Genomic DNA, 26,399 nt, shown 5'->3' on the forward strand with positions numbered 1-26,399 from the left:
ACCCATGGCAACGCTTGAAATCCGCGACCTGCACGTCTCCGTCGAGGCCGACAACGCCACGAAGGAGATCCTCAAGGGCGTCGACCTGACCGTGAAGCAGGGCGAGACCCACGCCATCATGGGCCCCAATGGCTCCGGCAAGTCGACGCTCGCGTACTCCCTCGCCGGTCACCCCAAGTACACGATCACCGGGGGCACCGTCACGCTCGACGGCGAGGACGTCCTGGAGATGTCCGTCGACGAGCGCGCCCGCGCCGGCGTCTTCCTCGCCATGCAGTACCCGGTGGAGATCCCCGGCGTCTCGGTGAGCAACTTCCTGCGCACCTCCGCCACCGCCGTCCGCGGCGAGGCCCCCAAGCTGCGCACCTGGGTGAAGGAGGTCAAGGAGGCCATGGAGCGCCTCAACATGGACCCGGCCTTCGCCGAGCGCAACGTCAACGAGGGCTTCTCCGGCGGTGAGAAGAAGCGCCACGAGATCCTCCAGCTGGAGCTCCTCCGGCCGAAGATCGCCATCCTCGACGAGACGGACTCCGGTCTGGACGTCGACGCGCTGCGCATCGTCTCCGAGGGCGTCAACCGCGTCCGCGAGAGCGGTGAGGTCGGCACCCTGCTGATCACGCACTACACGCGCATCCTGCGGTACATCAAGCCCGACTTCGTCCACGTCTTCTCCGCCGGCCGGATCGTCGAGTCGGGCGGCCCCGAGCTCGCCGACAAGCTCGAGAACGAGGGCTACGAGTCCTACACGAAGGGTGGCGTATCCGCGTGACACAGCTGCCGGGCCTCCTCGACACCGAGGCGCTCCGCAAGGACTTCCCGATCCTCGACCGGGTGCTCCACGACGGCAAGAAGCTCGTGTACCTGGACAACGCGGCGACCTCGCAGACGCCGCGCCAGGTCATCGACGCCGTCAGCGAGTACTACGAGCGGCACAACGCCAACGTGCACCGCGGCGTGCACGTGCTGGCCGAGGAGGCCACGGCGCTGTACGAGGGCGCGCGCGACAAGGTCGCCGCCTTCATCAACGCGCCCAGCCGGGACGAGGTGATCTTCACCAAGAACGCCTCGGAGTCGCTCAACCTCGTCGCCAACATGCTGGGCTGGGCCGACGAGCCCTACCGCGTCGACCGTGAGACCGAGATCGTCATCACGGAGATGGAGCACCACTCCAACATCGTCCCGTGGCAGCTGCTGTCGCAGCGCACCGGCGCGAAGCTGAAGTGGTTCGGGCTGACCGACGACGGCCGTCTCGACCTGTCGAACATCGACGAGATCATCACCGAGAAGACGAAGATCGTCTCCTTCACCCTGGTCTCCAACATCATGGGCACCGTCAACCCGGTCGAGGCGATAGTCCGCCGCGCCCAGGACGTCGGCGCCCTGGTGCTGATCGACGCCTCGCAGGCCGCCCCGCACATGCCGCTGGACGTGCAGGCCCTCCAGGCCGACTTCGTCGCCTTCACCGGCCACAAGATGTGCGGCCCGACCGGCATCGGTGTGCTCTGGGGCCGCCAGGAACTGCTGGAGGACCTCCCGCCGTTCCTCGGCGGCGGCGAGATGATCGAGACCGTGTCGATGAGCTCGTCGACGTACGCCCCGGCGCCGCACAAGTTCGAGGCGGGCACGCCCCCGATCGCGCAGGCCGTGGGCCTCGGCGCGGCGGTGGACTACCTCACCTCGATCGGCATGGAGAACATCGCGCGCCACGAGCACGCGATCACCGAGTACGCGGTCCGCCGCCTCCAGGAGGTCCCGGGCCTGCGGATCATCGGCCCGGTGACGGCCGAGGACCGCGGTGCGGCGATCTCCTTCGTCCTCGGGGACATCCACCCGCACGACGTGGGCCAGGTCCTCGACGAGCAGGGCATCGCCGTCCGGGTCGGCCACCACTGCGCGCGGCCGGTCTGCCTCCGGTACGGAATTCCTGCGACCACGCGGGCGTCGTTCTATCTGTACTCCACTCCGGCCGAGGTCGACGCCCTGGTCGAGGGTCTGGAGCACGTCCGGAACTTCTTCGGCTAGGAGCGGGTGTGAAGCTGGATTCGATGTACCAGGACGTCATCCTGGACCACTACAAGCATCCGCACGGGCGGGGCTTGCGGGACGGCGACGCCGAGGTGCACCACGTCAACCCGACGTGCGGCGACGAGATCACGCTGCGCGTGAAGTACGACGGGTCGCGGATCGAGGACGTGTCGTACGAGGGGCAGGGCTGCTCCATCAGCCAGGCGTCCGCCTCCGTGCTGAACGAACTCCTCGTCGGCAAGGAACTCGCCGAGGCGCAGCGGATCCAGGCCACGTTCCTGGAGCTGATGCAGTCGAAGGGCAGGATCGAGCCCGACGACGCGATGGAGGAGGTGCTGGAGGACGCGGTCGCGTTCGCCGGTGTCTCCAAGTACCCGGCCCGGGTGAAGTGCGCCCTGCTGAGCTGGATGGCCTGGAAGGACGCGACCGCCCAGGCGATGGGCGACGCGGAGAGGAAGACCGTATGAGTGAGAACGACACGGCCGGCAAGCTCGCCGCCGGCGGCGAGACGGCCGCGGCCGAGCCGGAGACGGTGAGCGGGACGGACGGGACGGAGCCCGCGGGCGGGACGGTCGCGCTGAAGCCGGCGTCCGAGGAGGAGGTCCGCGAGGCGCTGTACGACGTCGTCGACCCCGAGCTGGGCATCGACGTCGTCAACCTCGGCCTCATCTACGGCATCCACATCGACGACGCCAACATCGCGACCCTGGACATGACGCTGACGTCGGCGGCCTGCCCGCTGACCGACGTGATCGAGGACCAGGCGAAGGCGGCCACGGACGGCATCGTCAACGAGCTGAAGATCAACTGGGTCTGGATGCCGCCGTGGGGCCCGGACAAGATCACCGACGACGGCCGCGAGCAGCTCCGCGCGCTCGGCTTCAACGTCTGACGTCTTCGGCTTTTCGGCTGCGACGGCCATGCCCGCCAGGCAGACTGGCGGGCATGGCCGTTTCGCTGTACCAGATCGCCATCGACACCCATGACGCCCCGGCTCTCGCCCGGTTCTGGACCCAGGTCCTCGACTGGAAGGTCTTGTACGAGGACCCCGACGAGATCGTCATCGGCGCCGACGAGAACGCGATGCCGGGAATCGTCCTCCTCACCGTGCCGGAGGAGAAGACCGTCAAGAACCGGCTGCACCTGGACCTCGCCCCCGACGACCAGGACGCCGAGGTGGAGCGGATCATCGCCCTCGGGGCCCGGCGGGTGGACGTCGGTCAGGGCGACGACGTGACCTGGGTGGTCCTCGCCGACCCGGAGGGCAACGAGTTCTGCGTCCTGCGGCCCAAGAAGTCCCTCACGGACTGACGCCGGAGGCGTCGCCCGGCGGCGGTACGGCGGCCGCCTCGGCGAGCGCGGGCGCCAGGTTCTCCCGGCGGATGCGCTGGTCCACGTAGAGCAGCGCGGTGACCAGCTGGGGGAAGGCCGCCGTGAGGATCTGCGCGACCAGCTGGGCGACCAGGGTCAGGGCCAGGACCGTGCCCAGCAGGCTCACCACCACGGCGGCGTCGGGCGAGCCGTCGGTCGGGGTGTCCGACAGGCCGGCACCCGGCAGGGCGGCCAGGAACTGGAACGGCATCTGGATGAGGTAGCCGGTCACCGCCGCCATCAGCGTGGCCAGCAGGGTGACCCCGAACGTCCGCCACCAGGCGCCCCGCACCAGCTGCGCGGAGCGGCGCAGCGCGGCGAACGCGCCGTGCCCCTCGAAGACGGCGGCGGCCGGGGCGAGGCTGAAGCGCACCCACAGCCAGATCGCCACGGGACCGGTGAGCAGCATGCCCAGCGCGCCGGCCAGCACCCACCAGCCGAATTCCGGAGTGTCGTAGTGGGCCGCCGCCAGGAGCGCCACGAAGGCCGCGACCAGGGTGAGGGCCATCAGCAGCAGCGGCACCGCGGCGATGAGCCCCGTCAGCAGCACGGTGCCCAGCACCGCCCCCACGCGCGGCCGCACCCGCCGCCACACGGTGCCGATCGTCGTGGGGCGGCCGAGGACGGCGTCCTGAAGGACGGCCGGGCAGCTCGCGTAGACCACCGCGTTCGCGGCCAGCATCACCAGCACGCCCAGCAGGTACACCGCGCCGAAGGCGGTGAGCAGCGCCGGCACGTCGTCCTGCCCCGCGTCCTTCAGACGGTCCCCGACCGTGAGGAAGGCGACGAGCAGGCCGCCGCCGAAGACCACGACGGCCGTGCCGTACGCGGCCAGCGCCAGCCCCAGCAGCTGCTTCCAGTGGCGGCCCATGGTGGCCAGGGCCCCGCTCAGGAGGTCGGAGACGGCCAGCGGCGCGAGCGGGATGACCCCCGGCTTGGGCGGCTGGGGAGGCATCCAGCCCCCGTCCCATCCGTACGGCCCCGGTGGCGGTCCTGCCGGCGGTCCTGTCGGCGGTCCCCACCCCGTGTGCTGCGCCATGCGTCCCCGTCCCCCTCGCACTGATGTATGACTCTGTCGTGGACACGTTATCGGGCCGGTGTCCGCACGGCCGCCGTGCCTCACGGCCGTGAACCCGGCCGGGGGCTGCGGGGAACAGGGGGTGTGACCACACCCGCCAGAGACGGAGACTCCGTGACCGGCCCACCGGGCGCCGACGACGCCACCGTCGTCACCACGTCCCTCGACCGCCCCGAGGCCTTCGCCGAGCTGTACCACCGGTACGCCGCCGACATCCACCGGTACGCCGCCCGGCGCCTCGGCGACGCGGCCGCCGACGACATCACGGCCGACACCTTCCTCGCCGCCTTCCGCGTCCGCGGCCGCTACGACCCGGAGCGCCCCAACGCCCGCCCCTGGCTCTACGGCATCGCCGCCAACCTGATCGGCAAGCAGCGCCGCACCGAGGTCCGGGCCCTGAACGCGCTGGCCCGCACCGGGCGCGACCCGGTCGCCGAGTCCTGGGTCGACCACGCCGACGACCGGGTCACCGCCCAGGCCGCCCACGGCCCCCTGGCCGGCGCGCTCGCGTCCCTGTCGGCCGGCGACCGGCATGTGCTGCTGCTGGTCGCCTGGGCCGACCTGACGTACCAGGAGGTCGCCGAGGCGCTCTCCATACCGGTCGGCACGGTCCGCTCCCGCCTCAACCGGGCCCGCAGGAAGGTCCGGGCCGCGCTCGGCGGCTGCGACCCCACCCTCGTAGACGACTTCGCCACGGAGGTCACCCATGGATGAGATGCGGACGCTCCAGGACTTCCGCGCGGACGCGCCCGTGCCCGACCGCGCCCGCCTCGCCCCCGGCCACCGCCGCCTCCTCGACGAGGCCGGCCGCCCCAGGCGGCGCCTCCGGGGCGGGTGGTGGCTCGCGGTGGCGGGCGCGGCGGCGGCGGTGACCACGGTGGCGACGCTCGTCACGCTGCTGCCGGGCGCCCCCGAGCCGTCGGCACCGACGGCACCGACGGCGCCCACCGGCGCACCGCGGGCCGACCAGTTCATCCACCGCGAGACCACCTGGTGGTCGGTGCGCTGCGGTGGCGTGGGGAGCGGCGGCCCCTTCATGGAGATGCTCTCCCTCAAGCTGGAGCCCGGTCCGAGCGAGCCGTGCGACCTGACGAAGCGGTCGGCCCATACGGAGGAGGCGTGGAACCGCTACGACGGATGGAGCGAGCGGCCGGGTTGGCCGACTCCTCCTCCGCAGACCGCCACCGGCGCGAGGAGCAACGGAGCCGGGGCCGACTCGATGACCCCCCGGCAGGCCGACGCGCTGGTGGCGGACCTGCCGGACGACCCCGGCGCCGCCCTCCGCATGATCCGCGAACGGTCCCTCCCCAGCCGGGTGATCAGTGCGCCGCGCCTGACCCAGGCGCAGCGCGACTTGGAAGAGATCGCGGAGGTGTGGGCGACGGCGACCTCGGTGCCCCGGGAGAAGAGCAGGCTGCTGCTCCGGATCGCCGGGGAGCTGGACGGGGCGCGGCTGACCGCGACCGCCGTACCGGAGGCGGGGAAGACCTTCACCGCCCTCTGGGTCGAGGGAAACCACCGGGACCATTCCTTCGAACGGAACACCTTCCGCCTGCTGCTCGACCCGGAGACGCAAGAGTTCGAAGGAGTCCAGCTCGTCGCCGGGATGAACTACCACATCCGCGGCAAGAAGTCCGGTCGCCCCCATGTGGCCAAGGGCACCGTCCTCGCCACCGGCCTGCGCGTCACGACCGAGGTCGTCGACTCCCGGGGCGCGCGCTCCTGACCCGTGTCCCCGGCGCCCGCCCGGCACGGGGGCGCGGGCGGGCGACCGGGAGGTGAGACCGGTTCGCCCGGGCGGCGGGGCGGCGGTTAGGTTTCTGGCATGACTTCTGCACCTCGTACCACCGGCGCCGTCGCCGCCGGCCTCGCCACCATCGCCGGTGACGGCACCGTTCTCGACACCTGGTTCCCGGCCCCCGAGCTCGTCGCCGAGCCGGGCCCCTCGGGGACCGAGCGGCTCACCTCCGACCAGGCCGTCAACCTGCTCGGCGACGGTGCCGCCAAGGCCCTCGGCGTCGACGCCCGGCGCGGCGTCGAGGTCGTCGCCGTCCGCACCGTGATCGCCTCGCTCGACGAGAAGCCGCTCGACGCCCACGACGCCTACCTGCGCCTGCACCTGCTCAGCCACCGGCTCGTCAAGCCGCACGGGCAGAGCCTGGACGGGATCTTCGGGCTGCTGGCCAACGTCGCCTGGACCTCCCTCGGTCCCGTCGCCGTCGACGACGTCGAGAAGGTCCGGCTCAACGCCCGTGCCGAGGGCCTGCACCTCCAGGTCACCAGCATCGACAAGTTCCCGCGCATGACCGACTACGTGGCGCCCAAGGGCGTGCGCATCGCCGACGCCGACCGCGTCCGGCTCGGCGCGCACCTCGCCGCCGGCACCACGGTCATGCACGAGGGCTTCGTCAACTTCAACGCCGGCACCCTCGGTACCTCGATGGTCGAGGGCCGCATCTCCGCGGGCGTCGTCATCGGCGACGGCAGTGACATCGGCGGCGGCGCCTCCACCATGGGCACCCTCTCCGGCGGCGGCAACGTCATCATCTCCGTCGGCGAGCGCTGCCTGATCGGCGCCGAGGCGGGCGTGGGCATCGCCCTCGGTGACGAGTGCGTCGTCGAGGCGGGTCTCTACATCACCGCCGGTACGCGCGTCACCATGCCCGACGGCCAGATCGTCAAGGCCCGCGAGCTGTCCGGCGCCTCCAACATCCTCTTCCGCCGCAACTCGGTCACCGGCACCGTCGAGGCCCGTCCGAACAACGCGGTGTGGGGCGGCCTCAACGACATCCTGCACAGCCACAACTGATTCGTGTGATCGTGCGTAACCTTTCCGCCACTCGGGTGGATAAGCAGGTCGCACACCATCACACGATCCGGCGGGGCGAGGGACGGCTCATATGAAAACCGGCAGGCTCATCGTTCCCGGCTTCCTCGCGGTGCTGGCGGCCGTGCTCGCGCCCGGGGCCGCCCACGCGGACGAGGCCCACAGCGGTTCGGACAACGGCCACCGGGTGTCGCTGGTCTCCATCGGCCAGATCGACGACCCCATGGAGGACGTGCTGGAGCACGTCGCCCTGCTGGGTCACAACTCGGTCGTGGGGTCCTGAGCCGGCTTCCGGACCAGTTCCTCGTACGCCGCCCGCAGCCCGTCGACCGTCTCCCGGTCGGCGGGCTGCAGCGGTTCGCGGACCGGCCCCGCGTCCAGCAGGGCCTTCGCCGTCACCGTACCCGGCAGCCCCGACGCCATCATCAGCCCGGCCAGCGCGATGGTGTGCCGGTTCAGCCGCGCCGCGCCGGCGGTGTCGCCCGCGTCGAAGGCGTCCAGCACCGCCCGCAGGGCGCTCGGCGCCACATTGGCGACCGTGCTGATGAAACCCGCGCCGCCGATCGCGTACAGCGGCAGGTTCATCTCCTCGCAGCCCGAGTAGTACGCCAGTGACGTGCGGGCCAGCACCTTGGTCGTGCCCATCAGGTCGTACGCGCAGTCCTTCACCGCCACGATCCGCGGGTGGCCGGCCAGCCGCAGCAGCGTCTCCGGCTCGATGCGGGTGCCCGTACGGCCCGGGATGTCGTACAGCACCAGCGGCAGCCCCGTCGCGTCCGCCACCCGGCGGAAATGGGCCTCGACGGCCGCCTGCGGCGGGCGGCTGTAGTACGGGGCGACCACCAGCAGTCCGTCCGCCCCGGCCCGCTCGGCCTGGCGGGCCAGCTCCACGGTGTGGGCCGTGTCCGCGGTGCCGACGCCCGCCACGAGCGGCGTGTCCGGGCCCAGCGCGTCCCGCACCGCCCCGATGAGCGCGGCCTTCTCGGCGTCGGTGGTCGTGGGGGACTCGCCGGTGGTGCCGTTGAGGACCAGCCCGTCGCAGCCCCGGCCCACCAGGTCCACGGCGAGCTTCCGCGCCCGGTCGAGGTCGAGCCCGCCGGTGGCGGTGAAGGGCGTGACCATGGCGCACAGGGCGCGGCCGAAGGGGCGGGGGACGGCGGAGGAGAGAGGCATGGTCGCAGTCTGCGGCCCGGCACCGTTCAGGTCCACTTAGATCTCCTTGGAGTCAAGGCAAAGTGTTGCTGAAGCATCGGCTGGTTGCGGAGGCGTTCCGCGGGGTACCCGGAGCTTCCCGTACGAGATGGGAGGCGATCCGCGTGGCCGGAGAACCGTCGGTCGGCGAGCTGGTGAAGCAGGCGTCTGAGCAGCTCTCCGACCTGGTGAAGACCGAGATGCGCACCGCGCAGGCCGAGATGATGCAGAAGGGCAAACGCGCCGGCAAGGGCGGCGGGCTGCTGGGGGCCGCGGCCGCCGTCGGCTACGTCGGCCTCATCGGGGTGTGGGCCACCGTGGCGGCCGCCCTGGCGATCGTGCTCGACGTGTGGCTGGCCGTGCTCATCGCGACAGCGCTGTTCCTCGTCCTGGCCGGCGTCCTCGCGGCGCTGGGCCGCGCGCAGCTCAAGCGCGCGACACCGCCGAAACCGGAGCGGGCCATCGACGGTGTGCGCTCGGACGTCCACGAGATCAAGGAGAGGGTCCACCGATGACACGGGACACGCACCACACCCCGGGCCCTGACGAACTCCGCCTCCAGGCGGCACGCAAGCGGCAGGAACTGGGCGAGACCATCGACCAGCTCATGGCCAAGACGGACGTGAAGGCGCGCGCCGCCCTCCTGGTGCACGACAAGACGCCGGAGCCGGTGCGCGAGCACTCTCGCCAACTCCTCGCGGCGGTCGCGGCCGTCGCGGTCGCGGGTGTGGTGCTGTGGCAGTTGAGGCGTACCGGAAAGTGGGGATGAGGACGGGAATGGCGAAGAAGAAGCGGAAGCAGAAGCTGCTCTACCGGCCGGTGGGCATCCTCCTCGGCATGGCGAGCGGTGCCGTGGCCAGCACGCTGTTCGCCAAGGCGTGGGCCGCGATCGGGGACGGGGACGCCCCGGACGCCATGGACGAGGAGCGGGAGTGGAAGGAGATCCTTCTGGCCGCCGCCGTACAGGGTGCGATCTTCGCGGTGGTCAAGGCGGCGGTGGACCGCTCCGGCGCGGTGGGGGTGCGGCGCCTCACCGGCACCTGGCCGGGCTGACACCCGACCGCGGTCCGTCGCGCGGCCGTGCGCCCGCCCGTCGCCCGTCGACGGGACCGGCGCCCGGCCGCGCAGCCGTGTCCGGGCCCCGCACGCACGGCCGCGGGCGGTTGACCTCAACCGCGCTTGATCTTCCAGCATGGTCATGCGACCGCGCCGACGGAGGCGCGGCGTCCGCACGAGGAGGACGAGACATGACCATGATCAGCGACGTTCCGGCCCGGCCGGACCTCTGCCGCCCCGGGGTCGGCCTCGTCACGGTCGGCACGTGGCACGTCGGTTCGCCGCGGCGCCGGCGGGCCGCCCTCGACGCCGTGGCACGGGCCTGGGGGCGCCGGGACCTGCCGGACGACGCGGGACCGCTCTCGTACAGCATGTACGCGGGGGAGGACGGGGAGACGCTCCTGCACTACGCGCAGTGGACCGGCGAGGCGGTCCACCGGGCCTTCGTCCGGGCCCACGAGGGCGGCCTGCACGCCGAGATCGACGCCGCCGTGCCCGGGATCGAGCGCACCGCCCCGCACTCCTACACGCGCTACCGCAGCGGGACGCTCCGCCCCGACGAATCCCGGGTCCCCGGCTGCGTCGTGATCGTCGACGTGGTCTTCGACGGACCGGACCCCGACCGCCAACGGGACTGGGTGGACACGGTGTTCGAGGCGCTGGGGTCGGACCCGGGCCTGCACCCGGGAGGCATCTCCGGGCACTTCCACCTCGGGCTCGACGGCACCAGGGTGCTCAACTACGCCGAGTGGGAGAGCGCCGGCGCCCACATCGAGGCCCTCGCCGGACCCGGCGACGGGATCGGCTCCGAGACGCCCCAGTGGCGGCGGGTGCGGACGTACCCCGGTGTCGTCCGGGGCGGCGTGAAGCGGTACACGCCCGCGCTGAGCCTCAGCGCGGGCGTGTGACCGGCGCCCTTACGGGCGGAAGCGCAGCACCTGCGGGTCGTGGTCGCTGTCCTGCTCGGCGAACTCGGCGTTGATGTGCACGCTGTCGTACTCGAAGCGGCGGATCGACGGGCTGGTCAGGATCTGGTCCAGCACCTGGCTGTTGCCCTGGTAGACGTACGAGTAGCGCTCGCTGCGCGGCAGCGAGGTGACCGCCGCGTGCAGCGCGCCGCCGTCGGTCAGCGCCTTCGTGGTCGCGGAGAACTCGAAGTCGTTGATGTCGCCGAGGACGACGACGTCGGCGGTGCGCTGCACCTCCAGGACGTCCTTGACGAAGGCGTTGACCGCCTGCGCCTGCTGGAGGCGCTTGACCTCGGAGGAACGGTTCGGCGGCTGGCGGTGCGAGACCAGCGACTCGTCGCCGCCCTTCGAGCCGAAGTGGTTCGCGACGACGAAGACGGTCCGGCCCCGGAAGGTGAACTCGCCGGCCAGCGGCTTGCGGCTGTTGTCCCAGGCGGTGTTCGCCGGGTCGATCCGGCCGGGGGAGTGGGTCAGGGCCGCCCGGCCCTGCTCCCGCACGACACCGGTCGCCGCCGACGCGTCGCCGCCGGCGCGGTCGGTGAAGGACACCCGCTCGGGGTTGAAGAGGAACACCTGGCGGATGTTGCCGCCCGGCTCGCCGCCGTCCTTGTTGTTCACCGGGTCGATGCCGCGCCACTCGTACGCCGGGCCGCCGGCCGCGACGATCGCGTCCGTGAACTTCTTCAGCGTCTCGTCGGCGGCGACCGTACCGTCGTTCTTCGCCCCGTTGTTGTCCTGGATCTCCTCCAGGGCGACGATGTCGGGCGAGGCGAGGTTCTCCACGACGGCCTTCGCCAGCGCGTCGAACTTCTCCTGCGCGTCGGTCGGGTCGAGGTTCTCGACGTTGTACGTCGCCACCGCCAGCTCGCTGCGGTGCTGCTTCTCGGTGGTCTCCCGCTCCAGGCCCCGGTCGGCGACCGTGCCGAGCGTGCGGGCGGTGAGGGTGTAGCCGCCGAACTGGTTGAAGTCCAGGGGGCCCTCGGTCGTCCCGGTCAGCCAGTCACCCACGTTCGCCTTCGGGAACGGCGTCTGCGAGACCGGGGTCAGCGACTGGATCTGGAGGCGACCGGTGTTCTGCGCGGTGTACGAGCCGTAGACCGTGCCGCCGCGCCGGTTGTCGTTCTCGTGCGGCTTCACCGTCACCCAGAGCTCGTTGTACGGGTCCGTCGCGCCGACGACCCGGGAGGAGCCGATGCGGACGTTGGTGCCCTCCAGGGACTCGTAGTGGTCCAGGGCGTAGCGGCCCGGCTCCAGGGTCCGGCCGTTGATGGAGCCGCCGGCCGCCGGGTCGCCCTCGGGGGCGTACAGGGAGGGCACCGAACGGGCCGAGACGACGACGGGCGCGGGCACCGGGTTGCCGGAGGAGGTGACGGCGACGGTGGGCTTGGTGATCTGCGTGAGCGACTGGTTGCCGGAGGAGGTGCCGCCCGGCACGTACTCGGTGACCGTGCCGGAGACGGTGACCGCGTCGCCGACGGCGACGGTCGGGACGGAGCCGGTGAACACGAAGACGCCCTCGCTGGTGGCGGGGTTGTCGTCGGCCTGCGTGTCCTGGAACCAGAAGCCGCGCGAGCCGTAGGTCCGTACGCCGGTGACGACACCGGTCACACCGCTGACCTGCTGCCCGGCGAGCGGGGATATGCGGGTGGTGCCCTGGATGTCGTGGATGCGGACCGTGTCGGCCGTGTCGGCGGCGGTCGCCGGGCCCGTGGCGAGCAGGCCGGCGGCCAGGGCGGCGGCGACGACGGCCGGGACGGCGGCGGTGCGCGGGGCGGTGCGCGACAGGGTCGGCAGGCTTCTCCGCGCGGTTCTCGGCAGGGAGGAAGGCATCACGGGCTCCGATGGGGTCGTGGGAGGTAACTGAGCGGTAGCTCTACGCGCGTCAATGTCTGATCCGGAGCCTGTACTTGTCAAGGGTTCGCGGGTGGACGGGTCTTGACCAGTACATGAACTGCCGGGCGGGGGCCCGAATACGTCTACGCTGGGGGCCGCCCGACCCCCGCGTACGTGCCGAGGAGAAACCGCTGATGTCGTCGGATCGCCCCACCCTGCCGCCGGTACGGCTGCCCTCGGACGCGGAGCTGGCGCGGGACGCGCTCGCCGCCCCGCTGCTCGCCCGCGCCGTCCGGCTCGCCCGCTGGGCGGGACCGGAGACCCGGGTCGGCGCCGGCGGCGAACTGGTCGACGAGCAACTGCCCGCCGCCGCCGAGGCGCTCGGGCTCGCGCCGGACGACGACGGCGCGGCGTACGCCAGCGAGGCGTGGCGGGTCGCCGTCGACACCGGTCTCGTGGTGGTCGACGAGCCGCAGGACGACGAGGGCGGTGGCGAGGACGGCGCCGTCGAGGCCGGCGGACAGCTCGCCCTGGTCACCGGCGGGGCGCCGCAGGACGTCCTGGCGCTCTGGCTCGACGCGCTGGAGACGGCGCTCGCGGACGCGACCGCGCCGCTCCTCGACGATCTCGCGGAACTCCTCGGCGAGGACGGCGACCTCGACCTCGACGCCCTGGACTGGGACCCGCAGGCCGAGGCGGAGTTCCTCGACGGCGTCCTCGCCAACCTGTACCTGCTCACCGTCACGGAGGGCGGCTCCGGGGACGCGCCCGTGCCGCTGCCGGCGCTTGCCGCGTCGATGATCGTGCCGGACGACATGGGCGAGCCGACCGACGACGTGCTGGAGCAGGTGTCGGACGCGATGATGCGGCTCGACGACCAGTTCCGGGTGCTGGAGCCGGTCGGGCTCGTGGAGTACCAGCCCGTCGACGAGGCGCTCATGGCGGAGGAGGGCGAGGAGCCCGAACCCATGGGCGACGACGAGGACGTGACGCGGTACGGCATGGTGCGGCTGACGCCGCTCGGGCTGTACGGGGTGCGCGCCCGGATGCTGGAGGCGGGCGTGGACGCCCCCGCGGTCGGCGACCTGGCCGACAAGGGCGCGGACGTGCTGCTCGACGGTCTGGCCCGCTACCCGGAGGCGCCGGCGCGGGCCGAGACCCACGCCTGGCTCACCCGCCGCGAGGCCCTGCCCGCGGCCCGTGAACTGCTCGCGGCGGCCAAGGGCGTGGACGCGGGGTCGCCGCTGCGCCGGCTCCACTGCCAGCAGGCGCTGTCGCTTCTGGGCGCCCCCGCGGAGCCCGCGGTGCGGGAGGTGCTGGACGACCCCGAGCTGGGCGGCCTCGCACGTGTGTGGCTGGCGGAGCACGGCGCGTCGGACGTGCCGGCGCCGCCCGAGACGATGATCTTCTGGCTGGCCGTCGACACCATCGCCGCGCAGCTCGACGCGGTCGGCGGCGGGGACCTGGAGGAACTGAGGGAACTGGTCGAGGGGCTGACGAGCCAGCACAGCGGGTTCTTCGACGCGGCCTGGCGCGTGGAGCACCCGGCCACGCCGGAGGTCCTGGAGGCGATGGGCCGGCTGCACCGCGACAAGGCGGTGGCGAAGGAGGCGCGCAAGGCCGCGTTCAAGGCCCGCTCCCGGGCGGGTGACTGACCTGCGCCGCCCGGGTGTCCCGGTGCCGCCGCCTCGCGGCGTGCCCGCCGGGGTCGCCGCGGGGATCAGGTGCGCAGGTGCGAGGCGCCGTTGAGGTCCAGGACGGTGCCGGAGGACCACTCGGCGGCGGGCGAGGCGAGCCACAGCACCGCCGCCGCGATCTCCTCCGGCGCGGCCACCCGGCCGAAGGGGCTCTGGGCGCGGATCGCCTCGCCCTCCGCCCCCGTCAGGCGGGACGCCACGCGCTCGGTGGCGAAGAACCCGGGGGCGACCGAGGCGACGGCGATGCCGTGCGGGGCGAGGGAGACCGCCAGCGACTGGCCGAGGGCGTGGACGGCCGCCTTCGTGGCCCCGTAGGCGGGGTGGTCGGGTTCGCCGCGGAAGGCGCCCCGGGAGCCGATGTTGACGATCCGTCCGCCGGTGCCCTGGTCGATCATGCGGCGGCCCGCCAGGTGGCTCAGGTTCGCGGTGGCGAGCAGATTGACGGCGACGTGCTGCTGCCAGGCCGCCACCCATGTGTCGTACGACGTCTCCGGCAGCGGGTGCCGGATGTTGACCGCCGCGTTGTTGACGAGCACGTCCAGGCCGCCCAGCGCGTCCGCGGCGGCGTCGGCCACGCGGGCGGTCGCCGCCGGGTCGGTGAGGTCGCCGCCCACCAGGACGTGGCCCGTGCCCGGCAGGGACTCCAGGGTCGCGCGCGCCTCGTCGGCGCGTGAGCCGTAGTGCACCGCGACCCGGTCGCCGTTCTGGGCGAACGCCCGGGCGACGGCGCGGCCGAGGCCCCGTGAGGCCCCGCTGACGAGGACGCGGCGGCCGGTGCCGGGGAAGTCCATGGGGGCCTTTCCGTCGGTGCGAGTGCGAGTGCGAGTGCGAGTGCGGGTGGGTACGGGCGCGGGTGGATACGGGGGTGCGGGTCCGGTGCCGCGGCGAGGCGGGCGCCGGCGGCGAGGAGGCCCGGGCCCGGGCCTTCCCGCCGCCGGGAGGGCGGCCGCTGCGCGCGAGGGCGCCGCGGAGCCGGTCCTACAGCGCCTGGGCGGCCGGCTTGACCATGCCGCGCACGGTCCGCGACTTCACGAACTCGCCCATCGCCGTCATCTCCCACTCGCCGGAGAACTGCTTGATGAGCTTGGCCATCATGACGCCGGTCTGCGGCTCCGCCGAGGTGAGGTCGAAGCGGACCAGCTCCTCGCCGGTCGCCGCGTCCATCAGCCGGCAGTACGCCTTGGCGACCTCGGTGAACTTCTGGCCGGAGAAGGAGTTCACGGTGAAGACCAGTCCGGTGGCGTCGGCGGGCAGGCGGCCCAGGTCGACGACGATGACCTCGTCGTCGCCCGCGCCCTCGCCGGTGAGGTTGTCGCCGGAGTGCTTGATGGCGCCGTTCAGGATGGCCAGCTTGCCGAAGTAGCAGCTGTCCAGGTGGTTGCGCTGGGGGCCGTACGCGATGACGGAGGCGTCGAGGTCGATGTCCTTGCCGCGGAACGCGGGCTCCCAGCCGAGGCCCATCTTGACCTGCGAGAGGAGCGGGCGGCCGCCCTTGACCAGGGAGACGGTCTGGTTCTTCTGGAGGTTGACCCGGCCCTTGTCGAGGTTGATCTTCCCCGCTCCGGGGGCGGGGGGCGCCGGGGGAGCGGGCGGCGCGGCCTGGGGGGCCGGCGCGGGCGTCGAGGCGCGGGAGGGTGCCGGCGCCGGTGCCGGGGCGGGCGCGGGCGCGGGTGCCTGGGCGGGGGCGGCCTGCGCCGGCTCCTCGTCGACCGAGACACCGAAGTCGGTGGCGATGCCGGCCAACCCGTCGGCGTACCCCTGGCCCACGGCGCGGACCTTCCAGGCGCCGTTGCGGAGGTAGACCTCGACCACCACGAGCGCGGTCTCCGTGCCGAGCCGCGGCGGGGTGAACGTGGCGAGCACGGCGCCGCCGTCGGCGTCGCGGACGGTCGCGGTGGGTTCGATGCCCTGGAACGTCTGCCCGGCGGCGTCCGGGCTCGCCGTGACGACGATCTTCTCGATGCCCGGCGGTACGGCGGCCGTGTCCACGATGATCGCGTCCGGTGCCGTGCCGCCGCCCGACCGGTACGTCACGCCCGGGCCGGACGGCTGGTTGTAGAAGATGAAGTCGTCGTCGGAGCGCACCTTGCCGTCGGCGGTGAGCAGCAGGCCCGATACGTCGAGCCGCACGGGCGCGGCGACGTCCACCGCCACACGGGTGACGGCAAGCGGGATGTTCGAGCCGGGGGTCATAGCTGTCATGCCGGGGTAACGAGCGACATCGCTTTGCCGTTCCCTTACCTACCGCCACTCCGGTTACGCGGGTGGTCGCGGGCGGTCCGCTCGTTGCCGTGCTTGTACGCGCCGGTCCACCGGGCCATCACCAGCTGGGCGTCACCGGATTCCGCTTCGGCGAGGAACCGCTCCGCGCGGCTGCCCCGCAGGGTGCCGGCGGGGCGGCCCTGGTGGGTGATCCCCACGGTGCCGTCGGCGTGGCGGACGTAGCGGAAACCATGGGGTCGGGGCATGGGGCGCATCCTCCCCGGCCGCGGCCGTGCGCGTCATCCGGATCTCAGTGCGGCCACTGCGGCGGACGGGTGCAGAAGTGGCCGCCCAGGTGGGCGTGGTCGGGGTCGGCGTCGTCCAGCTCGCCCTGCTCGGCGACGAGCGCGGCGGCGTACCGCTCGGAGTCGTCCTGCGGCTCGTAGCCGAGGGCCCGGGCGGTCGAGAGGTCCCACCACAGGCGGGTGTTGGCGGACGAGCCGTACACGACGGTGTGCCCGACGTCCCCGGCGGTGAGGGCGGCGTGGAGGAGGCGGGCGCAGTCGGCGGGGCTCATCCACACCGAGAGCATCCGCACGGACGTGGGCCGCGGGAAGCAGGAGCCGATGCGCACGGAGACCGATTCCAGACCGTGCAGGTCCCAGTAGAGCTGGGCGAGGTCCTCGCCGAAGCACTTGGACAGTCCGTAGTGGGTGTCGGGGCGGCGCGGGGTGTCGACCGGGATCAGCGGGTCGCCCTCGCGCGGGCGCGGGGTGAAGCCGACGGCGTGGTTGCTGGAGGCGAACACGATCCGGGGCACACCCTCCTGGCGCGCCGCCTCGTAGAGGTTGTAGGTGCCCGCGATGTTGGCGCGCAGGATCTTGTCGAAGGAGGCTTCCAGCGAGATGCCGGCGAGGTGGATGATCGCGTCGACGCCGCGGACGGCCTCGCGCAGGGCGTCCCGGTCGGCGAGGTCGGCGGTGATCGCGCCGGGTTCGCCCTCGACGGGGACGATGTCGAGGAGGCGCAGCTCGTACCCGTACGCGGGCAGCAGTCCGCGCATGAGCGTGCCGAGGCCGCCGGCGGCTCCGGTGAGCAGGACCGTGCGGGGAGCGGGCATGGGCGGATCTCCTTGGCGGGTGGGGACGGCACACATACCGGGGCCGCATTCACATGCGTGGACACGCTAGGGAGTGATCGAGAACGCCGTCAAGAGGGTGGACGCCTGTCGGTTCGCCCTTCCTGGAGGCCCTTTTCCGCCGATCCGCCGCCTTGACCGGTCCAAGGGAGCGGGTCTAGCGTGGTCGTGTTCAGAAATATGGACACTGATCACAGTTGTGTACGACGCCTGGTTCAAGGAGCGCCCGTGACCTCAGCCCCGCTCGCCGGCCGACTCGACGGCCTGCTCTTCTTCCCCGTGACCGCGTACGGCCCCGGCGGCGCGCTCGACCTCGACGTGTTCCGCGCGCACGTGCGCGCCGGGGTCGAGGCCGGCGCCGGCGCGGTCTTCGCCGCCTGCGGCACCGGCGAGTTCCACGCCCTCACCCCCGAGGAGTTCCAGGCCTGCGTGGCGGCGGCCGTCGAGGAGACCGGCGGGCGGGTGCCGGTGCTGGCGGGCACCGGGTACGGCACGGCCCTCGCGATCCGGTACGCCCGGCTCGCGCAGGAGGCGGGCGCCGACGGGCTGCTCGCCATGCCCCCCTACCTCGTGGTCGCCGACCAGGAGGGGCTGCTGCGCCACTACACCGCCCTGGCCGGGGCCACCGCACTGGACGTCGTCGTCTACCAGCGCGACAACGTCGTCCTCACCCCCGCGACGGCAGTCGCGCTGGCCCGGGTGGACGGCATCATCGGGATCAAGGACGGCCACGGCGACCTCGACCTCATGCAGCGCATCGTGAGCGCCGTCCGCTCCGAGGGGCTCGACCTGCTGTACTTCAACGGCCTGCCCACCGCCGAACTCACCGGCCGGGCCTACCGGGGCATCGGCGTCACGCTCTACTCCTCCGCCGTCTTCTGCTTCGCCCCCGACATCGCCCTCGCCTTCCACCGGGCGCTGAACGGCGGCGACGACGCGACGGTCGACCGTCTCGTCGACGGCTTCTACCGGCCGCTGGTGGAACTGCGCGCCAAGGGCAGGGGATACGCCGTCTCGCTGGTCAAGGCCGCCGTGCGCATGGGAGGCCTGGACGTCGGCGAGGTCCGGCCACCGCTCAGCGAACCGTCGCCGGCGCACCTGGCGGAGCTGGCCGGGATCATCGAGCGCGGCCGGGCGCTGCTGGGGGACGCGCGGTGAGGGCCGCCGCCTTCCTCTACCCCTGGGACGTCGTCGGCGACCCCGGCGCCGCCGCCCGGATCGCGGACCTCGGCGTCCGGCAGGTCACCCTCGCCTCCGCGTACCACTCCACCCGCGCCCTCACGCCCCGCCACCCGGCGCACCGCCTCGTCACCGCCGAGTACGCCGCCGTCCTCTACCCGCCCGACCGCGCCCGCTGGGCCGGACGGGACCTGGTGCCGTACGAGGCGGGCGACTGGGCGCCCGGCGACGCGTACGGGCAGGCCGCCCGGGCCCTGGAGGCCGCCGGGCTGGACGTCCACAGCTGGGTCGTCCTCGCCCACAACTCCCGTCTGGGCGCCGAGCACCCGGGCACGTCGGTGGTCAACGCCTACGGCGACCGCTACCCGTGGGCCCCGTGCATCGCCCGGCCCGCCGTCCGGGCCCACCTCACCGAGCTGGCCGCCGAGGCGGCGGTGCGCCCCGGGGCCCGCGGCACCGAACTGGAGTCGTGTGGCTGGTACGGGATGGCCCACCTGCACGCCCACGACAAGATCGGGGGCGTCGCCCTCGGGGACGCCGCGCAGTACCTGATGTCCCTGTGCTTCTGCGCCACCTGCCGCGACGGGTACGCGGCGCACGGCCTCGACCCGCAGGAGCTCGGGGCCGCGGTGCGCCGGGCCCTGGAGCCGGTGTGGGCCTCGGGCGGTGCGTCCGGCACCGGGTGGCCCGCCGTGGAGGAACTGCTGGGCGCCGGGCCGGCGGCCGCCACCCTCGCGTGGCGCACACGGGCCGCCCGCACCCTCCAGGAGGAGGCCGTCGCGGCGGTCCGGGCGGCCGCGCCGCCGGGCTTCCGGGTGCTGCTGCACGCCGACCCCGCCCCGTACCGCACCGGCGCCAACGCGGGGGCGGACCCCGCGCACGTCCTGGCCGTCGCGGACGGCGTCGTCCTGCCCTGCACGGCCGGCGGCGCGGAGTCGGTGCTGCCCCCGTTCGCCGCCCACGCGCGCGCGGACACCGTCCTGGCGGCCAACCTCACCGTCGTCACCGGCATGGGCGGGTCCCCCGCCACCCTCGCCGCCGACGCCGCCCGCGCCCGGGAGCTGGGCGCCACCGAACTGCGGCTCTACCACGCGGGCCTCGCCTCCGACCCCGACCTGGCCGCCGTCGGCGCCGCGCTCGCCACCCTCGCAGCCACCCCGCCCTGAGCCGAACCGCCCCGAACCGCCCCGGGCCGAGCCGCCCCGGCCCGGCCGCCAGCGCGGCGGCCGTCAGCAGGCCGGCCACCGCCACCGGCGGCAGCACCACGCGGACGTCCACCAAGGACACCAGGGCCGCACCCAGCGGCAGCGCCACCGCGTTCGGGACGAACAGCAGCGTGCCGGCGGTGGCGGCGGCGCGGCCCAGGACCGCGTCCGGGGCGCGCCGCTGCACCGCCGTCAGCACACCGATCGGCACGCACGGCAGGCCCAGGCCCACGAGCCCGCAGCACACGAGCACCGCGACGTCGTACGGCAGTGCCCGCCCGCCCGCCGCGACCGCGAACAGCGCGACTCCCGCGGCCACGAACCCCCGCTCACCCAGCCGCCGCAGCAGGGGTCCCGCCACCACCCCGGCGACCACCGAACCGGCGCCCTGCGCCGCGTACATCACCCCGACGAACGCCGGCGGGCGCCCCAGCACGTCGTCCGCCACCGCGTACACCAGGGCGCCGTTCACCCCGGCGAGCCCCATGGCGGCCGCCCCGGCCACCAGCAGCGGCCGCAGGCCGGCCGACCGCCACAGGCGGCGCACCCCCTCCCGGGCCCCGGACACCGCCCCGGCCCCCGCCCGCCCGGGCGGCGGCTCCTCCCGCACCCGCAGCAGCGCGAACGCCCCGGCCGCCAGCGCGAACGTCAGCGCGTCCAGGAGCACCACCGGCGCCCCGCCGAACCGTGCGAACAGCGCGGCAGCCGTCAGCGGGGCGATCAGCTTCACGCCCTCGGTGACCGTCATGCGCAGCCCGTTGAGGTCACCGAGGACCTCCTTGCCGACCGCCCCCGGCAGCAGCGCCGCCTCCGCGGCGTCCAGCACGGTGCCGGCGGCCCCATACACGAACAGCACCGCGAACAGCAGCCACACCCGCCCGGCCGAGTCGACCAGCAGCAGGACCGGCAGCACGGCCGCCATGGCGAGGTTCACCCGCACCAGCAGCGGCCCCCGCCGCATCCGGTCCGCCGGCCCGCCCAGCACCGGGCCGGCGAGGACCGGCGCCCACATCGCGAACGCCGTCAGCGCGGCCAGCCCGTCCGACCCGGTCAGCGACTTGACCCAGACGCCCGCCACGAGCCACATCCCGGTCGTGCCGAAACCGGACACCAGCACCCCGGACAGGTACAGCCGCGCGTTCCGGTCCCGCAGGACCCGCCCCGCCGGTCCGGCCGCCCGCCGGTGCGCCGACCCGTCCACCCCTCGTTCCGCCATGCCCGCCACGGTGCGCCCTGAGGCCCCCCGGAGGGATCGGGCACCTTCCCGGGTCCGGCCCCCGGAAATCCCAACGCACCTGTTTCGTCATAAGCGTTGACGAACACCCGCCACCGCCCTAGCTTCATCGCGTCGTACTTCGTACGTCATATATGAGACGCGATACGCGAGATATGAGAGCAGCCGCCCTATGGCCTTCGCCGCCGCCCCCAGCCCGATCCCCTCCCGCACCCAGTACGTCCTGGAGGCGGTCAAGCACGCGATCCTCACCGGCCAGTTGCCCCCCGGCAAACCCCTGGTGGAGACGGAACTGGCGGCGCAGTTCGGGGTGTCGAAGACCCCCGTGCGGGAGGCCCTGAAGACCCTCGCGGGGACCGGACTCGTCGTCATGAGCCAGTACAAGGGCGCCACCGTCCGCACCGTGGACGCCGCCATGGCGCGCGAGGTCTACGACGTGCGCCTGCTCCTCGAACCGGAGGCGCTGCGCCGGACCGTCACCCGCCGCGCGTCCCTCGACGCCGCCGGACGGGCGCTGGCCACCGCCGACACCGCCGCCGACCGGGCCGAACGCTCCCTCGCCAACCGCGAGTTCCACCGGGCCCTCTACCTGCCCTGCGGCAACCCGCTGCTCGCCCGGATGCTCGACGAGGTGCGCGACCAGGCCGCCCTGGTGTCCACCGTCGCCTGGAGCACCCGGCCCTCCTGGCGCCAGGAGGCCGACGAGCACCGGGGGATCCTCGCGCTGGCCGAGGCCGGGGATGCCGAGGGCGCCGCCCGCGCCCTGCACGACCACATCGCCTCGTTCGTCGAGCGGGCCTTCCCGGAGGACGCCCGGTGACCACGGAACAGGACACCCGCATGGACCACGCAGCCCTCAGGACGGCACTGGCCGACGTCGTCGCGATCCCCGTGACGCCCTTCGACGCCGACGGCGCGGTCGACCGCGACACCTGCCGCGCCCTGCTGCGCAGGCTGCTCGACGGCGGCGTACGGGCCGTCACCCCGGGCGGCAACACCGGCGAGTTCTACGCCCTCACCCCCGAGGAGCGGGTCCTCGTCACCGAGCTGACCGTGGAGGAGGCCGGTGACCGCGCCGCCGTCCTCGTCGGCGTCGGGCACGACCTGCCGACCGCGACCGCCGCCGCCCGGCACGCCCGCGACCTCGGCGCCGGCATGGTGATGGTCCACCAGCCGGTCCACCCCTACGTGTCCCGCGACGGCTGGATCGCGTACCACCGCGCCATCGCCGACGCCGTCCCCGAGCTGGGCGTCGTGCCCTACGTGCGCAACGCGCTGCTGGACGGCGCCACCATCGCCCGGCTCGGCGAACTGTGCCCCAACGTCATCGGCGTCAAGTACGCGGTGCCCGACGCCGCCCGCTTCGGTGCCGTCGCCCGCGACGCCGGCCTCGACCGGTTCGTGTGGATCGCGGGGCTCGCCGAGCTGTACGCACCCTCCTACTGGGCCATGGGCGCCACCGGGTTCACCTCCGGGCTGGTCAACGTCGCCCCGGCCGTGTCGCTGGCGATGCTCGCCGCGCTGCGCGCCGGCGACCAGCAGGCCGCCGCCAAGGTGTGGGAGCAGATCCGGCCCTTCGAGGACCTGCGCGCCGCCGACCAGTCCGCCGACAACGTCACCGTCGTCAAGGAGGCCCTGGCCGCCCTCGGCCTGTGCCGCCGCGACGTCCGCCCGCCCAGCCGCCTCCTGCCCGCACCGGCCCGCGCGCGGGTCGCCGCGATGATCGGGGGCTGGACCGCATGAGGCCGGAAGACCTCCGCAGCCACCAGTGGTACGGCACGGACGGCCTGCGCTCGTTCTCCCACCGCGCCCGCACCCGCCAGCTCGGCTACCTCCCCGAGGAGCACCTGGGCAAGCCCGTCATCGCGGTGCTCAACACCTGGTCCGACATCAACCCCTGCCACGTCCACCTCCGCGACCGCGCCCAGGCCGTCAAGCGGGGCGTGTGGCAGGCCGGCGGCTTCCCGCTCGAGTTCCCCGTCGCCACGCTCTCCGAGACCTTCCAGAAGCCCACGCCCATGCTCTACCGCAACCTCCTCGCCATGGAGACCGAGGAGCTGCTGCGCTCGTACCCGGTCGACGGCGCCGTGCTGATGGGCGGCTGCGACAAGTCGACGCCCGCGCTGCTGATGGGCGCCGCCTCCGCCGACCTGCCGGCGGTCTTCGTCCCGGCCGGGCCGATGCTGCCGGGCCACTGGCGGGGCGAGGTCCTGGGCTCCGGCACGGACATGTGGAAGTACTGGGACGACAAGCGCGCCGGACTCATCGGCGACTGCGAGATGGCCGAACTGGAGAGCGGCCTCGCCCGTTCGCCCGGCCACTGCATGACCATGGGCACCGCCTCCACCCTGACGGCCGCCGCCGAGGCGCTGGGCGTCACCATGCCGGGGGCCTCCTCCGTCCCGGCCGTCGACTCCGGCCACGACCGGATGGCCGCCGCCTCCGGGATGCGGATCGTCGAACTCGTACGCCAGGGCCTCAGGCCGTCCGACATCCTGACCCGCGAGGCGTACGAGGACGCCGTGACGACCGTCCTCGGACTCGGCGGCTCCACCAACGCCGTGATCCACCTCATCGCCATGGCGGGCCGCTCCGGCGTCCCCCTCACGCTCGACGACTTCGACCGGATCGCCCGGACCGTGCCCGTGCTCGCCAACCTGCGGCCCGGCGGCCGGTACCTCATGGAGGACTTCCACTTCGCCGGCGGACTGCCCGGCTTCCTCTCCCGCATCACCGACCTGCTGCACCTGGACCGGCCGACCGTCGCCCACGCCTCCCTGCGCGAACAGCTCGCCGGGGCCCTGGTGCACGACGACGACGTGATCCGGCCGCGCGACCGGCCCCTCGCCGCCGAGGGCGGAGTCGCCGTGCTGCGCGGCAACCTCTGCCCCGACGGCGCCGTCATCAAGCACATCGCGGCCGAGCCCCACCTGCTCAAGCACACCGGCCCCGCCGTCGTCTTCGACGACTACCGGACCATGCAGCGCACCATCGACGACCCGGCCCTCGGCATCACCGCCGACCACGTGCTGGTGCTGCGCAACTCCGGGCCCAAGGGCGGCCCCGGTATGCCCGAGTACGGCATGCTGCCGATCCCCGGCCACCTGCTCAAGCAGGGCGTACGGGACATGGTCCGGATCTCCGACGCCCGGATGAGCGGCACCAGCTACGGCGCCTGCGTCCTGCACGTGGCGCCCGAGTCGTACGTCGGCGGCCCCCTCGCCCTCGTCCGCACCGGCGACCTCGTCACCCTGGACGTCGAGGCGCGCACCCTCCACCTGGACGTGTCCGAGGAGGAGCTGCGGCGGCGCAGGGCCGCGTGGACCCCGCCGCCCGCCCGGTACGGGCGCGGCTACGGCGCGCTGTACGGCGAGCACATCACCCAGGCGGACACCGGCTGCGACTTCGGCTTCCTGGCGAGGGCCGGCGAGGTCCCGGACCCCTACGCGGGCTGAACCGCCCTTCCCTGACCGGATCCGCATGTCCGGGATACCGAACACGATCCGGCAAGCGCTTCACCCCCACGCAATGACGAACGGAGACATGTCATGGCCCAAGCCGCAGCCGTGGCGAAACACCCCCGGGCGGGCCGGCGCCGCACGGGGACCGGAGCCGAACCGCGCCGCCTGCCGTACCTGCTGATCGCCCCCGCCGGTCTGCTGATGCTGGGCTTCATCGCCTACCCGGTACTGAGCGTCTTCTACTACAGCCTCCAGAACTACAACGTCACCAAGCCCTGGAAGAACGGCTTCGCGGGCCTGGACAACTTCACCCGGATCTTCACCGAGGACCCGCTCTTCTGGCCCACCCTCGGCTTCAGCGCCAAGTGGGTCGTCGTCCAGGTCGGCCTGCAACTCGCCCTCGGGCTCGTGCTGGCGCTGCTGGTCAACCAGACGTTCGTCGGCCGCGCCGTCGCCCGCGCCCTCGTCTTCTCCCCCTGGGCCGTCTCCGGCGTCCTGACCACCACCATCTGGATGCTGCTCTACAACCCCTCCACCGGCATGAGCCGCTACCTCGCCGACCTCGGCATCGGGTCGTACGGCACCTCCGTGCTCTCCGACACGGGCACCGTCTTCTGGGCGGCCGTGCTCGCCGAACTGTGGCGGGGCGTCCCCTTCTTCGCCATCCTCATCCTCGCCGACCTCCAGTCCATCCCGAGGGACCTGTACGAGGCGGCGTCCGTGGACGGGGCCGGCCGGCTCAGGCAGTTCTTCCACATCACGCTCCCGCACCTGAAGGACGCCATCATCCTGTCCACGCTGCTGCGCGGCGTATGGGAGTTCAACAACGTCGACCTGCTGTACACCCTCACCGGCGGCGGCCCCGCCGGAGTCACCACGACGCTGCCGCTGATGATCGCCAACACCGGTATCGAGGGCCACGACTTCGGTTACGCCTCCGCGCTCACCACCGTCGCGTTCGTGATCCTCCTCTTCTGCTCGATCCTCTATCTGCGCCTGAGCAAGTTCGGAGGCGACCGCTCATGACCGCCCAACTCGCGGAGAAGGGCACCCACGCGCGCGTGCCCGCGCCCCGGGGCCCGCAGCCCCCCTCCCGGTCGCGCGCACCGAGGCGGGAGCGCGCCTTCGACGACGTACCCCGCTGGCAGATCTACGTCCCGCTCGGGCTGTACCTGCTCTTCACGCTCGTGCCGTTCTACTGGATGCTGCTCTTCGCGCTGCGCCCGGCCGGCTCCACCTCGCTCGTGCCGTGGCCGGTGACCTTCGAGCACTTCGACAAGGTCTGGAACGAGCGCAGCTTCGGCGTCTTCTTCCAGAACAGCATGCTCGTCGGCGTCGCCACGCTGGTGACCACCACCCTGATCGCCCTGTCCGGCGGGTACGCGCTGGCCCGGTTCGACTTCCGGATCAAGAACGGCTTCATGCTGGCGCTGCTGTGCTCCCAGTTCATCCCGGGCGCGCTGATGCTGGTCCCGCTGTTCGAGATCTTCCGCGAACTGCGGATGCTCAACTCGCTGGGCAGCGTCATCATCGCCGAGACCGTCTTCCAGCTGCCGCTGTCGATCATCCTGATCAGCGGGTTCATCAAGAACGTGCCCGTCTCCCTGGAGGAGGCCGCCTGGGTGGACGGCTGTTCCCGCTTCCGCGCCTTCCGCGCGGTCGTCCTGCCCCTGCTGCGGCCCGGACTGATCGCGGTCGGCTCCTTCGCCTTCGTGCACAGCTGGAACCACTTCCTGTTCGCCCTGATGTTCCTCAGCCGGCAGGAGAGGCAGACCATCCCCGTCGGACTGAACACCCTCATCGGCTCCGACAGCGTCGACCTGGGCGCCCTGGCGGCGGGCGGAGTCGTCGCCGCCGTCCCCGTGGTGATCGTCTTCGCGTTCATCCAGAAGTGGCTCATCACCGGCTTCAGCGCCGGAGCGGTGAAGGGCTGA

The 26,399-nt window shown here is 73.1% G+C and carries 28 protein-coding genes and 1 pseudogene; 21 read left to right on the top strand and 8 right to left on the bottom strand.

Going from position 1 to position 26,399, the window contains the following annotated elements; genetic code table 11:
* Positions 1–4 precede the first annotated feature (4 nt).
* From sufC to A4V12_RS32640, 5 genes are all read left to right on the top strand, one after another.
* Positions 5–769: a Fe-S cluster assembly ATPase SufC gene (gene sufC, locus A4V12_RS32620; protein ID WP_064073104.1), complete on the top strand. Its 765-nt coding sequence runs from the start codon at positions 5–7 to the stop codon at positions 767–769.
* Complete coding sequence (locus A4V12_RS32625) at positions 766–2,022, top strand: cysteine desulfurase (RefSeq protein ID WP_064073105.1); 1,257 nt, start codon at positions 766–768, stop codon at positions 2,020–2,022. Before sufC ends, A4V12_RS32625 begins: the two co-directional genes overlap by 4 nt.
* Positions 2,023–2,030: 8 nt before the next feature.
* Positions 2,031–2,492, top strand: a complete 462-nt coding sequence (sufU, locus tag A4V12_RS32630; RefSeq protein ID WP_064073106.1) for a Fe-S cluster assembly sulfur transfer protein SufU — start codon at positions 2,031–2,033, stop codon at positions 2,490–2,492.
* A 65-nt stretch (positions 2,493–2,557) separates the two neighbouring features.
* Entirely contained in the window at positions 2,558–2,917 is a 360-nt protein-coding gene (locus A4V12_RS32635) for a metal-sulfur cluster assembly factor (RefSeq protein ID WP_064073170.1), read from the top strand.
* 53 nt (positions 2,918–2,970) lie between these two features.
* Positions 2,971–3,336, top strand: coding sequence for a VOC family protein (locus tag A4V12_RS32640; RefSeq protein ID WP_064073107.1), 366 nt, complete (start codon positions 2,971–2,973; stop codon positions 3,334–3,336).
* On the opposite strand, the gene A4V12_RS32645 is transcribed toward A4V12_RS32640, so the two are convergent.
* A complete protein-coding gene (locus A4V12_RS32645; RefSeq protein WP_064073108.1) occupies positions 3,326–4,351 on the bottom strand; it encodes a hypothetical protein in 1,026 nt (341 codons plus the stop codon). The genes A4V12_RS32640 and A4V12_RS32645 overlap by 11 nt on opposite strands.
* Positions 4,352–4,588: 237 nt before the next feature.
* Between A4V12_RS32645 and A4V12_RS32650 the strand changes: the two genes are divergently transcribed.
* The 4 genes from A4V12_RS32650 to A4V12_RS32665 all read left to right on the top strand — a co-directional run bounded on the left by A4V12_RS32650 (position 4,589) and on the right by A4V12_RS32665 (position 7,584).
* Positions 4,589–5,188 (top strand): RNA polymerase sigma factor, encoded by a 600-nt coding sequence (locus A4V12_RS32650; protein ID WP_064073109.1) that lies wholly within the window; start codon positions 4,589–4,591, stop codon positions 5,186–5,188.
* A complete protein-coding gene (locus tag A4V12_RS32655; protein ID WP_159028985.1) occupies positions 5,181–6,200 on the top strand; it encodes a hypothetical protein in 1,020 nt (339 codons plus the stop codon). The genes A4V12_RS32650 and A4V12_RS32655 overlap by 8 nt, the downstream gene beginning before the upstream one ends.
* Before the next feature lie 99 nt (positions 6,201–6,299).
* Positions 6,300–7,283 (top strand): 2,3,4,5-tetrahydropyridine-2,6-dicarboxylate N-succinyltransferase, encoded by a 984-nt coding sequence (gene dapD, locus A4V12_RS32660; protein WP_064073111.1) that lies wholly within the window; start codon positions 6,300–6,302, stop codon positions 7,281–7,283.
* A gap of 91 nt (positions 7,284–7,374) precedes the next feature.
* Positions 7,375–7,584 carry a hypothetical protein gene (locus A4V12_RS32665; RefSeq protein ID WP_064073112.1) on the top strand — a complete coding sequence of 70 codons (210 nt, stop codon included), beginning with the start codon at positions 7,375–7,377 and terminating at the stop codon, positions 7,582–7,584.
* Here the strand turns inward: A4V12_RS32665 and A4V12_RS32670 are convergent.
* Entirely contained in the window at positions 7,560–8,474 is a 915-nt protein-coding gene (locus A4V12_RS32670; RefSeq protein WP_064073171.1) for a 4-hydroxy-tetrahydrodipicolinate synthase family protein, read from the bottom strand. The genes A4V12_RS32665 and A4V12_RS32670 overlap by 25 nt on opposite strands.
* A 143-nt stretch (positions 8,475–8,617) precedes the next feature.
* On the opposite strand from A4V12_RS32670, the gene A4V12_RS32675 reads away from it, so the two are divergent.
* The 4 genes from A4V12_RS32675 (at position 8,618) to A4V12_RS32690 (ending at position 10,456) form a co-directional block, all read left to right on the top strand.
* Positions 8,618–9,007 (top strand): phage holin family protein, encoded by a 390-nt coding sequence (locus A4V12_RS32675; protein WP_234372425.1) that lies wholly within the window; start codon positions 8,618–8,620, stop codon positions 9,005–9,007.
* Entirely contained in the window at positions 9,004–9,261 is a 258-nt protein-coding gene (locus A4V12_RS32680; protein WP_064073113.1) for a DUF3618 domain-containing protein, read from the top strand. Before A4V12_RS32675 ends, A4V12_RS32680 begins: the two co-directional genes overlap by 4 nt.
* Positions 9,262–9,269: 8 nt before the next feature.
* Positions 9,270–9,545: a DUF4235 domain-containing protein gene (locus A4V12_RS32685; protein ID WP_064073114.1), complete on the top strand. Its 276-nt coding sequence runs from the start codon at positions 9,270–9,272 to the stop codon at positions 9,543–9,545.
* 200 nt (positions 9,546–9,745) lie between these two features.
* Positions 9,746–10,456: an antibiotic biosynthesis monooxygenase gene (locus tag A4V12_RS32690; protein WP_064073173.1), complete on the top strand. Its 711-nt coding sequence runs from the start codon at positions 9,746–9,748 to the stop codon at positions 10,454–10,456.
* A 9-nt stretch (positions 10,457–10,465) separates the two neighbouring features.
* On the opposite strand, the gene A4V12_RS32695 is transcribed toward A4V12_RS32690, so the two are convergent.
* Positions 10,466–12,346 carry an endonuclease/exonuclease/phosphatase family protein gene (locus A4V12_RS32695; RefSeq protein WP_079137546.1) on the bottom strand — a complete coding sequence of 627 codons (1,881 nt, stop codon included), beginning with the start codon at positions 12,344–12,346 and terminating at the stop codon, positions 10,466–10,468.
* A gap of 197 nt (positions 12,347–12,543) precedes the next feature.
* On the opposite strand from A4V12_RS32695, the gene A4V12_RS32700 reads away from it, so the two are divergent.
* The gene (locus tag A4V12_RS32700) at positions 12,544–14,004 is read left to right on the top strand and encodes a hypothetical protein (RefSeq protein WP_064073115.1); all 1,461 of its coding nucleotides are present in this window, start codon (positions 12,544–12,546) and stop codon (positions 14,002–14,004) included.
* A gap of 65 nt (positions 14,005–14,069) precedes the next feature.
* Here A4V12_RS32700 and A4V12_RS32705 read toward each other — a convergent pair whose 3' ends face one another.
* From A4V12_RS32705 to A4V12_RS32720, 4 genes are all read right to left on the bottom strand, one after another.
* Positions 14,070–14,837, bottom strand: a complete 768-nt coding sequence (locus A4V12_RS32705; protein WP_064073116.1) for an SDR family NAD(P)-dependent oxidoreductase — start codon at positions 14,835–14,837, stop codon at positions 14,070–14,072.
* A gap of 187 nt (positions 14,838–15,024) precedes the next feature.
* Entirely contained in the window at positions 15,025–16,239 is a 1,215-nt protein-coding gene (locus A4V12_RS32710; RefSeq protein ID WP_064073117.1) for a TerD family protein, read from the bottom strand.
* Positions 16,240–16,283: 44 nt separating this feature from the next.
* Complete coding sequence (locus A4V12_RS32715) at positions 16,284–16,514, bottom strand: hypothetical protein (protein ID WP_064073118.1); 231 nt, start codon at positions 16,512–16,514, stop codon at positions 16,284–16,286.
* Positions 16,515–16,558: 44 nt separating this feature from the next.
* Entirely contained in the window at positions 16,559–17,368 is an 810-nt protein-coding gene (locus A4V12_RS32720) for an NAD-dependent epimerase/dehydratase family protein (protein WP_064073119.1), read from the bottom strand.
* Between the two features lie 246 nt (positions 17,369–17,614).
* Between A4V12_RS32720 and A4V12_RS32725 the strand changes: the two genes are divergently transcribed.
* Both A4V12_RS32725 and A4V12_RS37855 read left to right on the top strand, forming a co-directional pair.
* Complete coding sequence (locus tag A4V12_RS32725) at positions 17,615–18,544, top strand: 5-dehydro-4-deoxyglucarate dehydratase (RefSeq protein WP_064073120.1); 930 nt, start codon at positions 17,615–17,617, stop codon at positions 18,542–18,544.
* A complete protein-coding gene (locus A4V12_RS37855) occupies positions 18,541–19,731 on the top strand; it encodes a hypothetical protein (RefSeq protein ID WP_064073121.1) in 1,191 nt (396 codons plus the stop codon). Before A4V12_RS32725 ends, A4V12_RS37855 begins: the two co-directional genes overlap by 4 nt.
* A 205-nt stretch (positions 19,732–19,936) precedes the next feature.
* Here the strand turns inward: A4V12_RS37855 and A4V12_RS35920 are convergent.
* Positions 19,937–20,986, bottom strand: a pseudogene (locus A4V12_RS35920) (MFS transporter); the annotation flags it as partial.
* 190 nt (positions 20,987–21,176) lie between these two features.
* Between A4V12_RS35920 and A4V12_RS32735 the strand changes: the two are divergent.
* The 5 genes from A4V12_RS32735 to A4V12_RS32755 all read left to right on the top strand — a co-directional run bounded on the left by A4V12_RS32735 (position 21,177) and on the right by A4V12_RS32755 (position 26,399).
* Complete coding sequence (locus tag A4V12_RS32735; RefSeq protein ID WP_064073122.1) at positions 21,177–21,824, top strand: GntR family transcriptional regulator; 648 nt, start codon at positions 21,177–21,179, stop codon at positions 21,822–21,824.
* Between the two features lie 20 nt (positions 21,825–21,844).
* The gene (locus A4V12_RS32740; protein ID WP_064073175.1) at positions 21,845–22,747 is read left to right on the top strand and encodes a dihydrodipicolinate synthase family protein; all 903 of its coding nucleotides are present in this window, start codon (positions 21,845–21,847) and stop codon (positions 22,745–22,747) included.
* Complete coding sequence (gene araD, locus A4V12_RS32745; protein WP_064073123.1) at positions 22,744–24,459, top strand: L-arabinonate dehydratase; 1,716 nt, start codon at positions 22,744–22,746, stop codon at positions 24,457–24,459. Before A4V12_RS32740 ends, araD begins: the two co-directional genes overlap by 4 nt.
* A 93-nt stretch (positions 24,460–24,552) precedes the next feature.
* Complete coding sequence (locus A4V12_RS32750) at positions 24,553–25,491, top strand: carbohydrate ABC transporter permease (protein ID WP_064073124.1); 939 nt, start codon at positions 24,553–24,555, stop codon at positions 25,489–25,491.
* On the top strand, positions 25,488–26,399 hold the full coding sequence (locus A4V12_RS32755; RefSeq protein ID WP_064073125.1) for a carbohydrate ABC transporter permease: 912 nt from the start codon (positions 25,488–25,490) through the stop codon (positions 26,397–26,399). The genes A4V12_RS32750 and A4V12_RS32755 overlap by 4 nt, the downstream gene beginning before the upstream one ends.

The sequence above is a fragment of the Streptomyces noursei genome (assembly GCF_001646665.1).
Lineage (GTDB): Bacteria > Actinomycetota > Actinomycetes > Streptomycetales > Streptomycetaceae > Streptomyces > Streptomyces lavendulocolor.

Excerpts from the sequence above, each read along its gene's own strand:
- A4V12_RS32705 (WP_064073116.1), bottom strand. The coding sequence starts at position 14,837 with ATGGACTTCCCCGGCACCGGCCGCCGCGTCCTCGTCAGCGGGGCCTCA.
- A4V12_RS32735 (WP_064073122.1), top strand. The coding sequence starts at position 21,177 with ATGGCCTTCGCCGCCGCCCCCAGCCCGATCCCCTCCCGCACCCAGTAC.
- A4V12_RS32720 (WP_064073119.1), bottom strand. The coding sequence starts at position 17,368 with ATGCCCGCTCCCCGCACGGTCCTGCTCACCGGAGCCGCCGGCGGCCTC.
- sufC (WP_064073104.1), top strand. The coding sequence starts at position 5 with ATGGCAACGCTTGAAATCCGCGACCTGCACGTCTCCGTCGAGGCCGAC.
- A4V12_RS32710 (WP_064073117.1), bottom strand. The coding sequence starts at position 16,239 with ATGACCCCCGGCTCGAACATCCCGCTTGCCGTCACCCGTGTGGCGGTG.
- A4V12_RS32715 (WP_064073118.1), bottom strand. The coding sequence starts at position 16,514 with ATGCCCCGACCCCATGGTTTCCGCTACGTCCGCCACGCCGACGGCACC.
- araD (WP_064073123.1), top strand. The coding sequence starts at position 22,744 with ATGAGGCCGGAAGACCTCCGCAGCCACCAGTGGTACGGCACGGACGGC.
- A4V12_RS32755 (WP_064073125.1), top strand. The coding sequence starts at position 25,488 with ATGACCGCCCAACTCGCGGAGAAGGGCACCCACGCGCGCGTGCCCGCG.
- A4V12_RS32670 (WP_064073171.1), bottom strand. The coding sequence starts at position 8,474 with ATGCCTCTCTCCTCCGCCGTCCCCCGCCCCTTCGGCCGCGCCCTGTGC.
- A4V12_RS32685 (WP_064073114.1), top strand. The coding sequence starts at position 9,270 with ATGGCGAAGAAGAAGCGGAAGCAGAAGCTGCTCTACCGGCCGGTGGGC.
- A4V12_RS32640 (WP_064073107.1), top strand. The coding sequence starts at position 2,971 with ATGGCCGTTTCGCTGTACCAGATCGCCATCGACACCCATGACGCCCCG.
- A4V12_RS32700 (WP_064073115.1), top strand. The coding sequence starts at position 12,544 with ATGTCGTCGGATCGCCCCACCCTGCCGCCGGTACGGCTGCCCTCGGAC.
- A4V12_RS32740 (WP_064073175.1), top strand. The coding sequence starts at position 21,845 with ATGGACCACGCAGCCCTCAGGACGGCACTGGCCGACGTCGTCGCGATC.
- A4V12_RS32665 (WP_064073112.1), top strand. The coding sequence starts at position 7,375 with ATGAAAACCGGCAGGCTCATCGTTCCCGGCTTCCTCGCGGTGCTGGCG.
- A4V12_RS32645 (WP_064073108.1), bottom strand. The coding sequence starts at position 4,351 with ATGCCTCCCCAGCCGCCCAAGCCGGGGGTCATCCCGCTCGCGCCGCTG.
- A4V12_RS32690 (WP_064073173.1), top strand. The coding sequence starts at position 9,746 with ATGATCAGCGACGTTCCGGCCCGGCCGGACCTCTGCCGCCCCGGGGTC.
- A4V12_RS32655 (WP_159028985.1), top strand. The coding sequence starts at position 5,181 with ATGGATGAGATGCGGACGCTCCAGGACTTCCGCGCGGACGCGCCCGTG.
- A4V12_RS32750 (WP_064073124.1), top strand. The coding sequence starts at position 24,553 with ATGGCCCAAGCCGCAGCCGTGGCGAAACACCCCCGGGCGGGCCGGCGC.
- A4V12_RS32680 (WP_064073113.1), top strand. The coding sequence starts at position 9,004 with ATGACACGGGACACGCACCACACCCCGGGCCCTGACGAACTCCGCCTC.
- A4V12_RS32695 (WP_079137546.1), bottom strand. The coding sequence starts at position 12,346 with ATGCCTTCCTCCCTGCCGAGAACCGCGCGGAGAAGCCTGCCGACCCTG.
- dapD (WP_064073111.1), top strand. The coding sequence starts at position 6,300 with ATGACTTCTGCACCTCGTACCACCGGCGCCGTCGCCGCCGGCCTCGCC.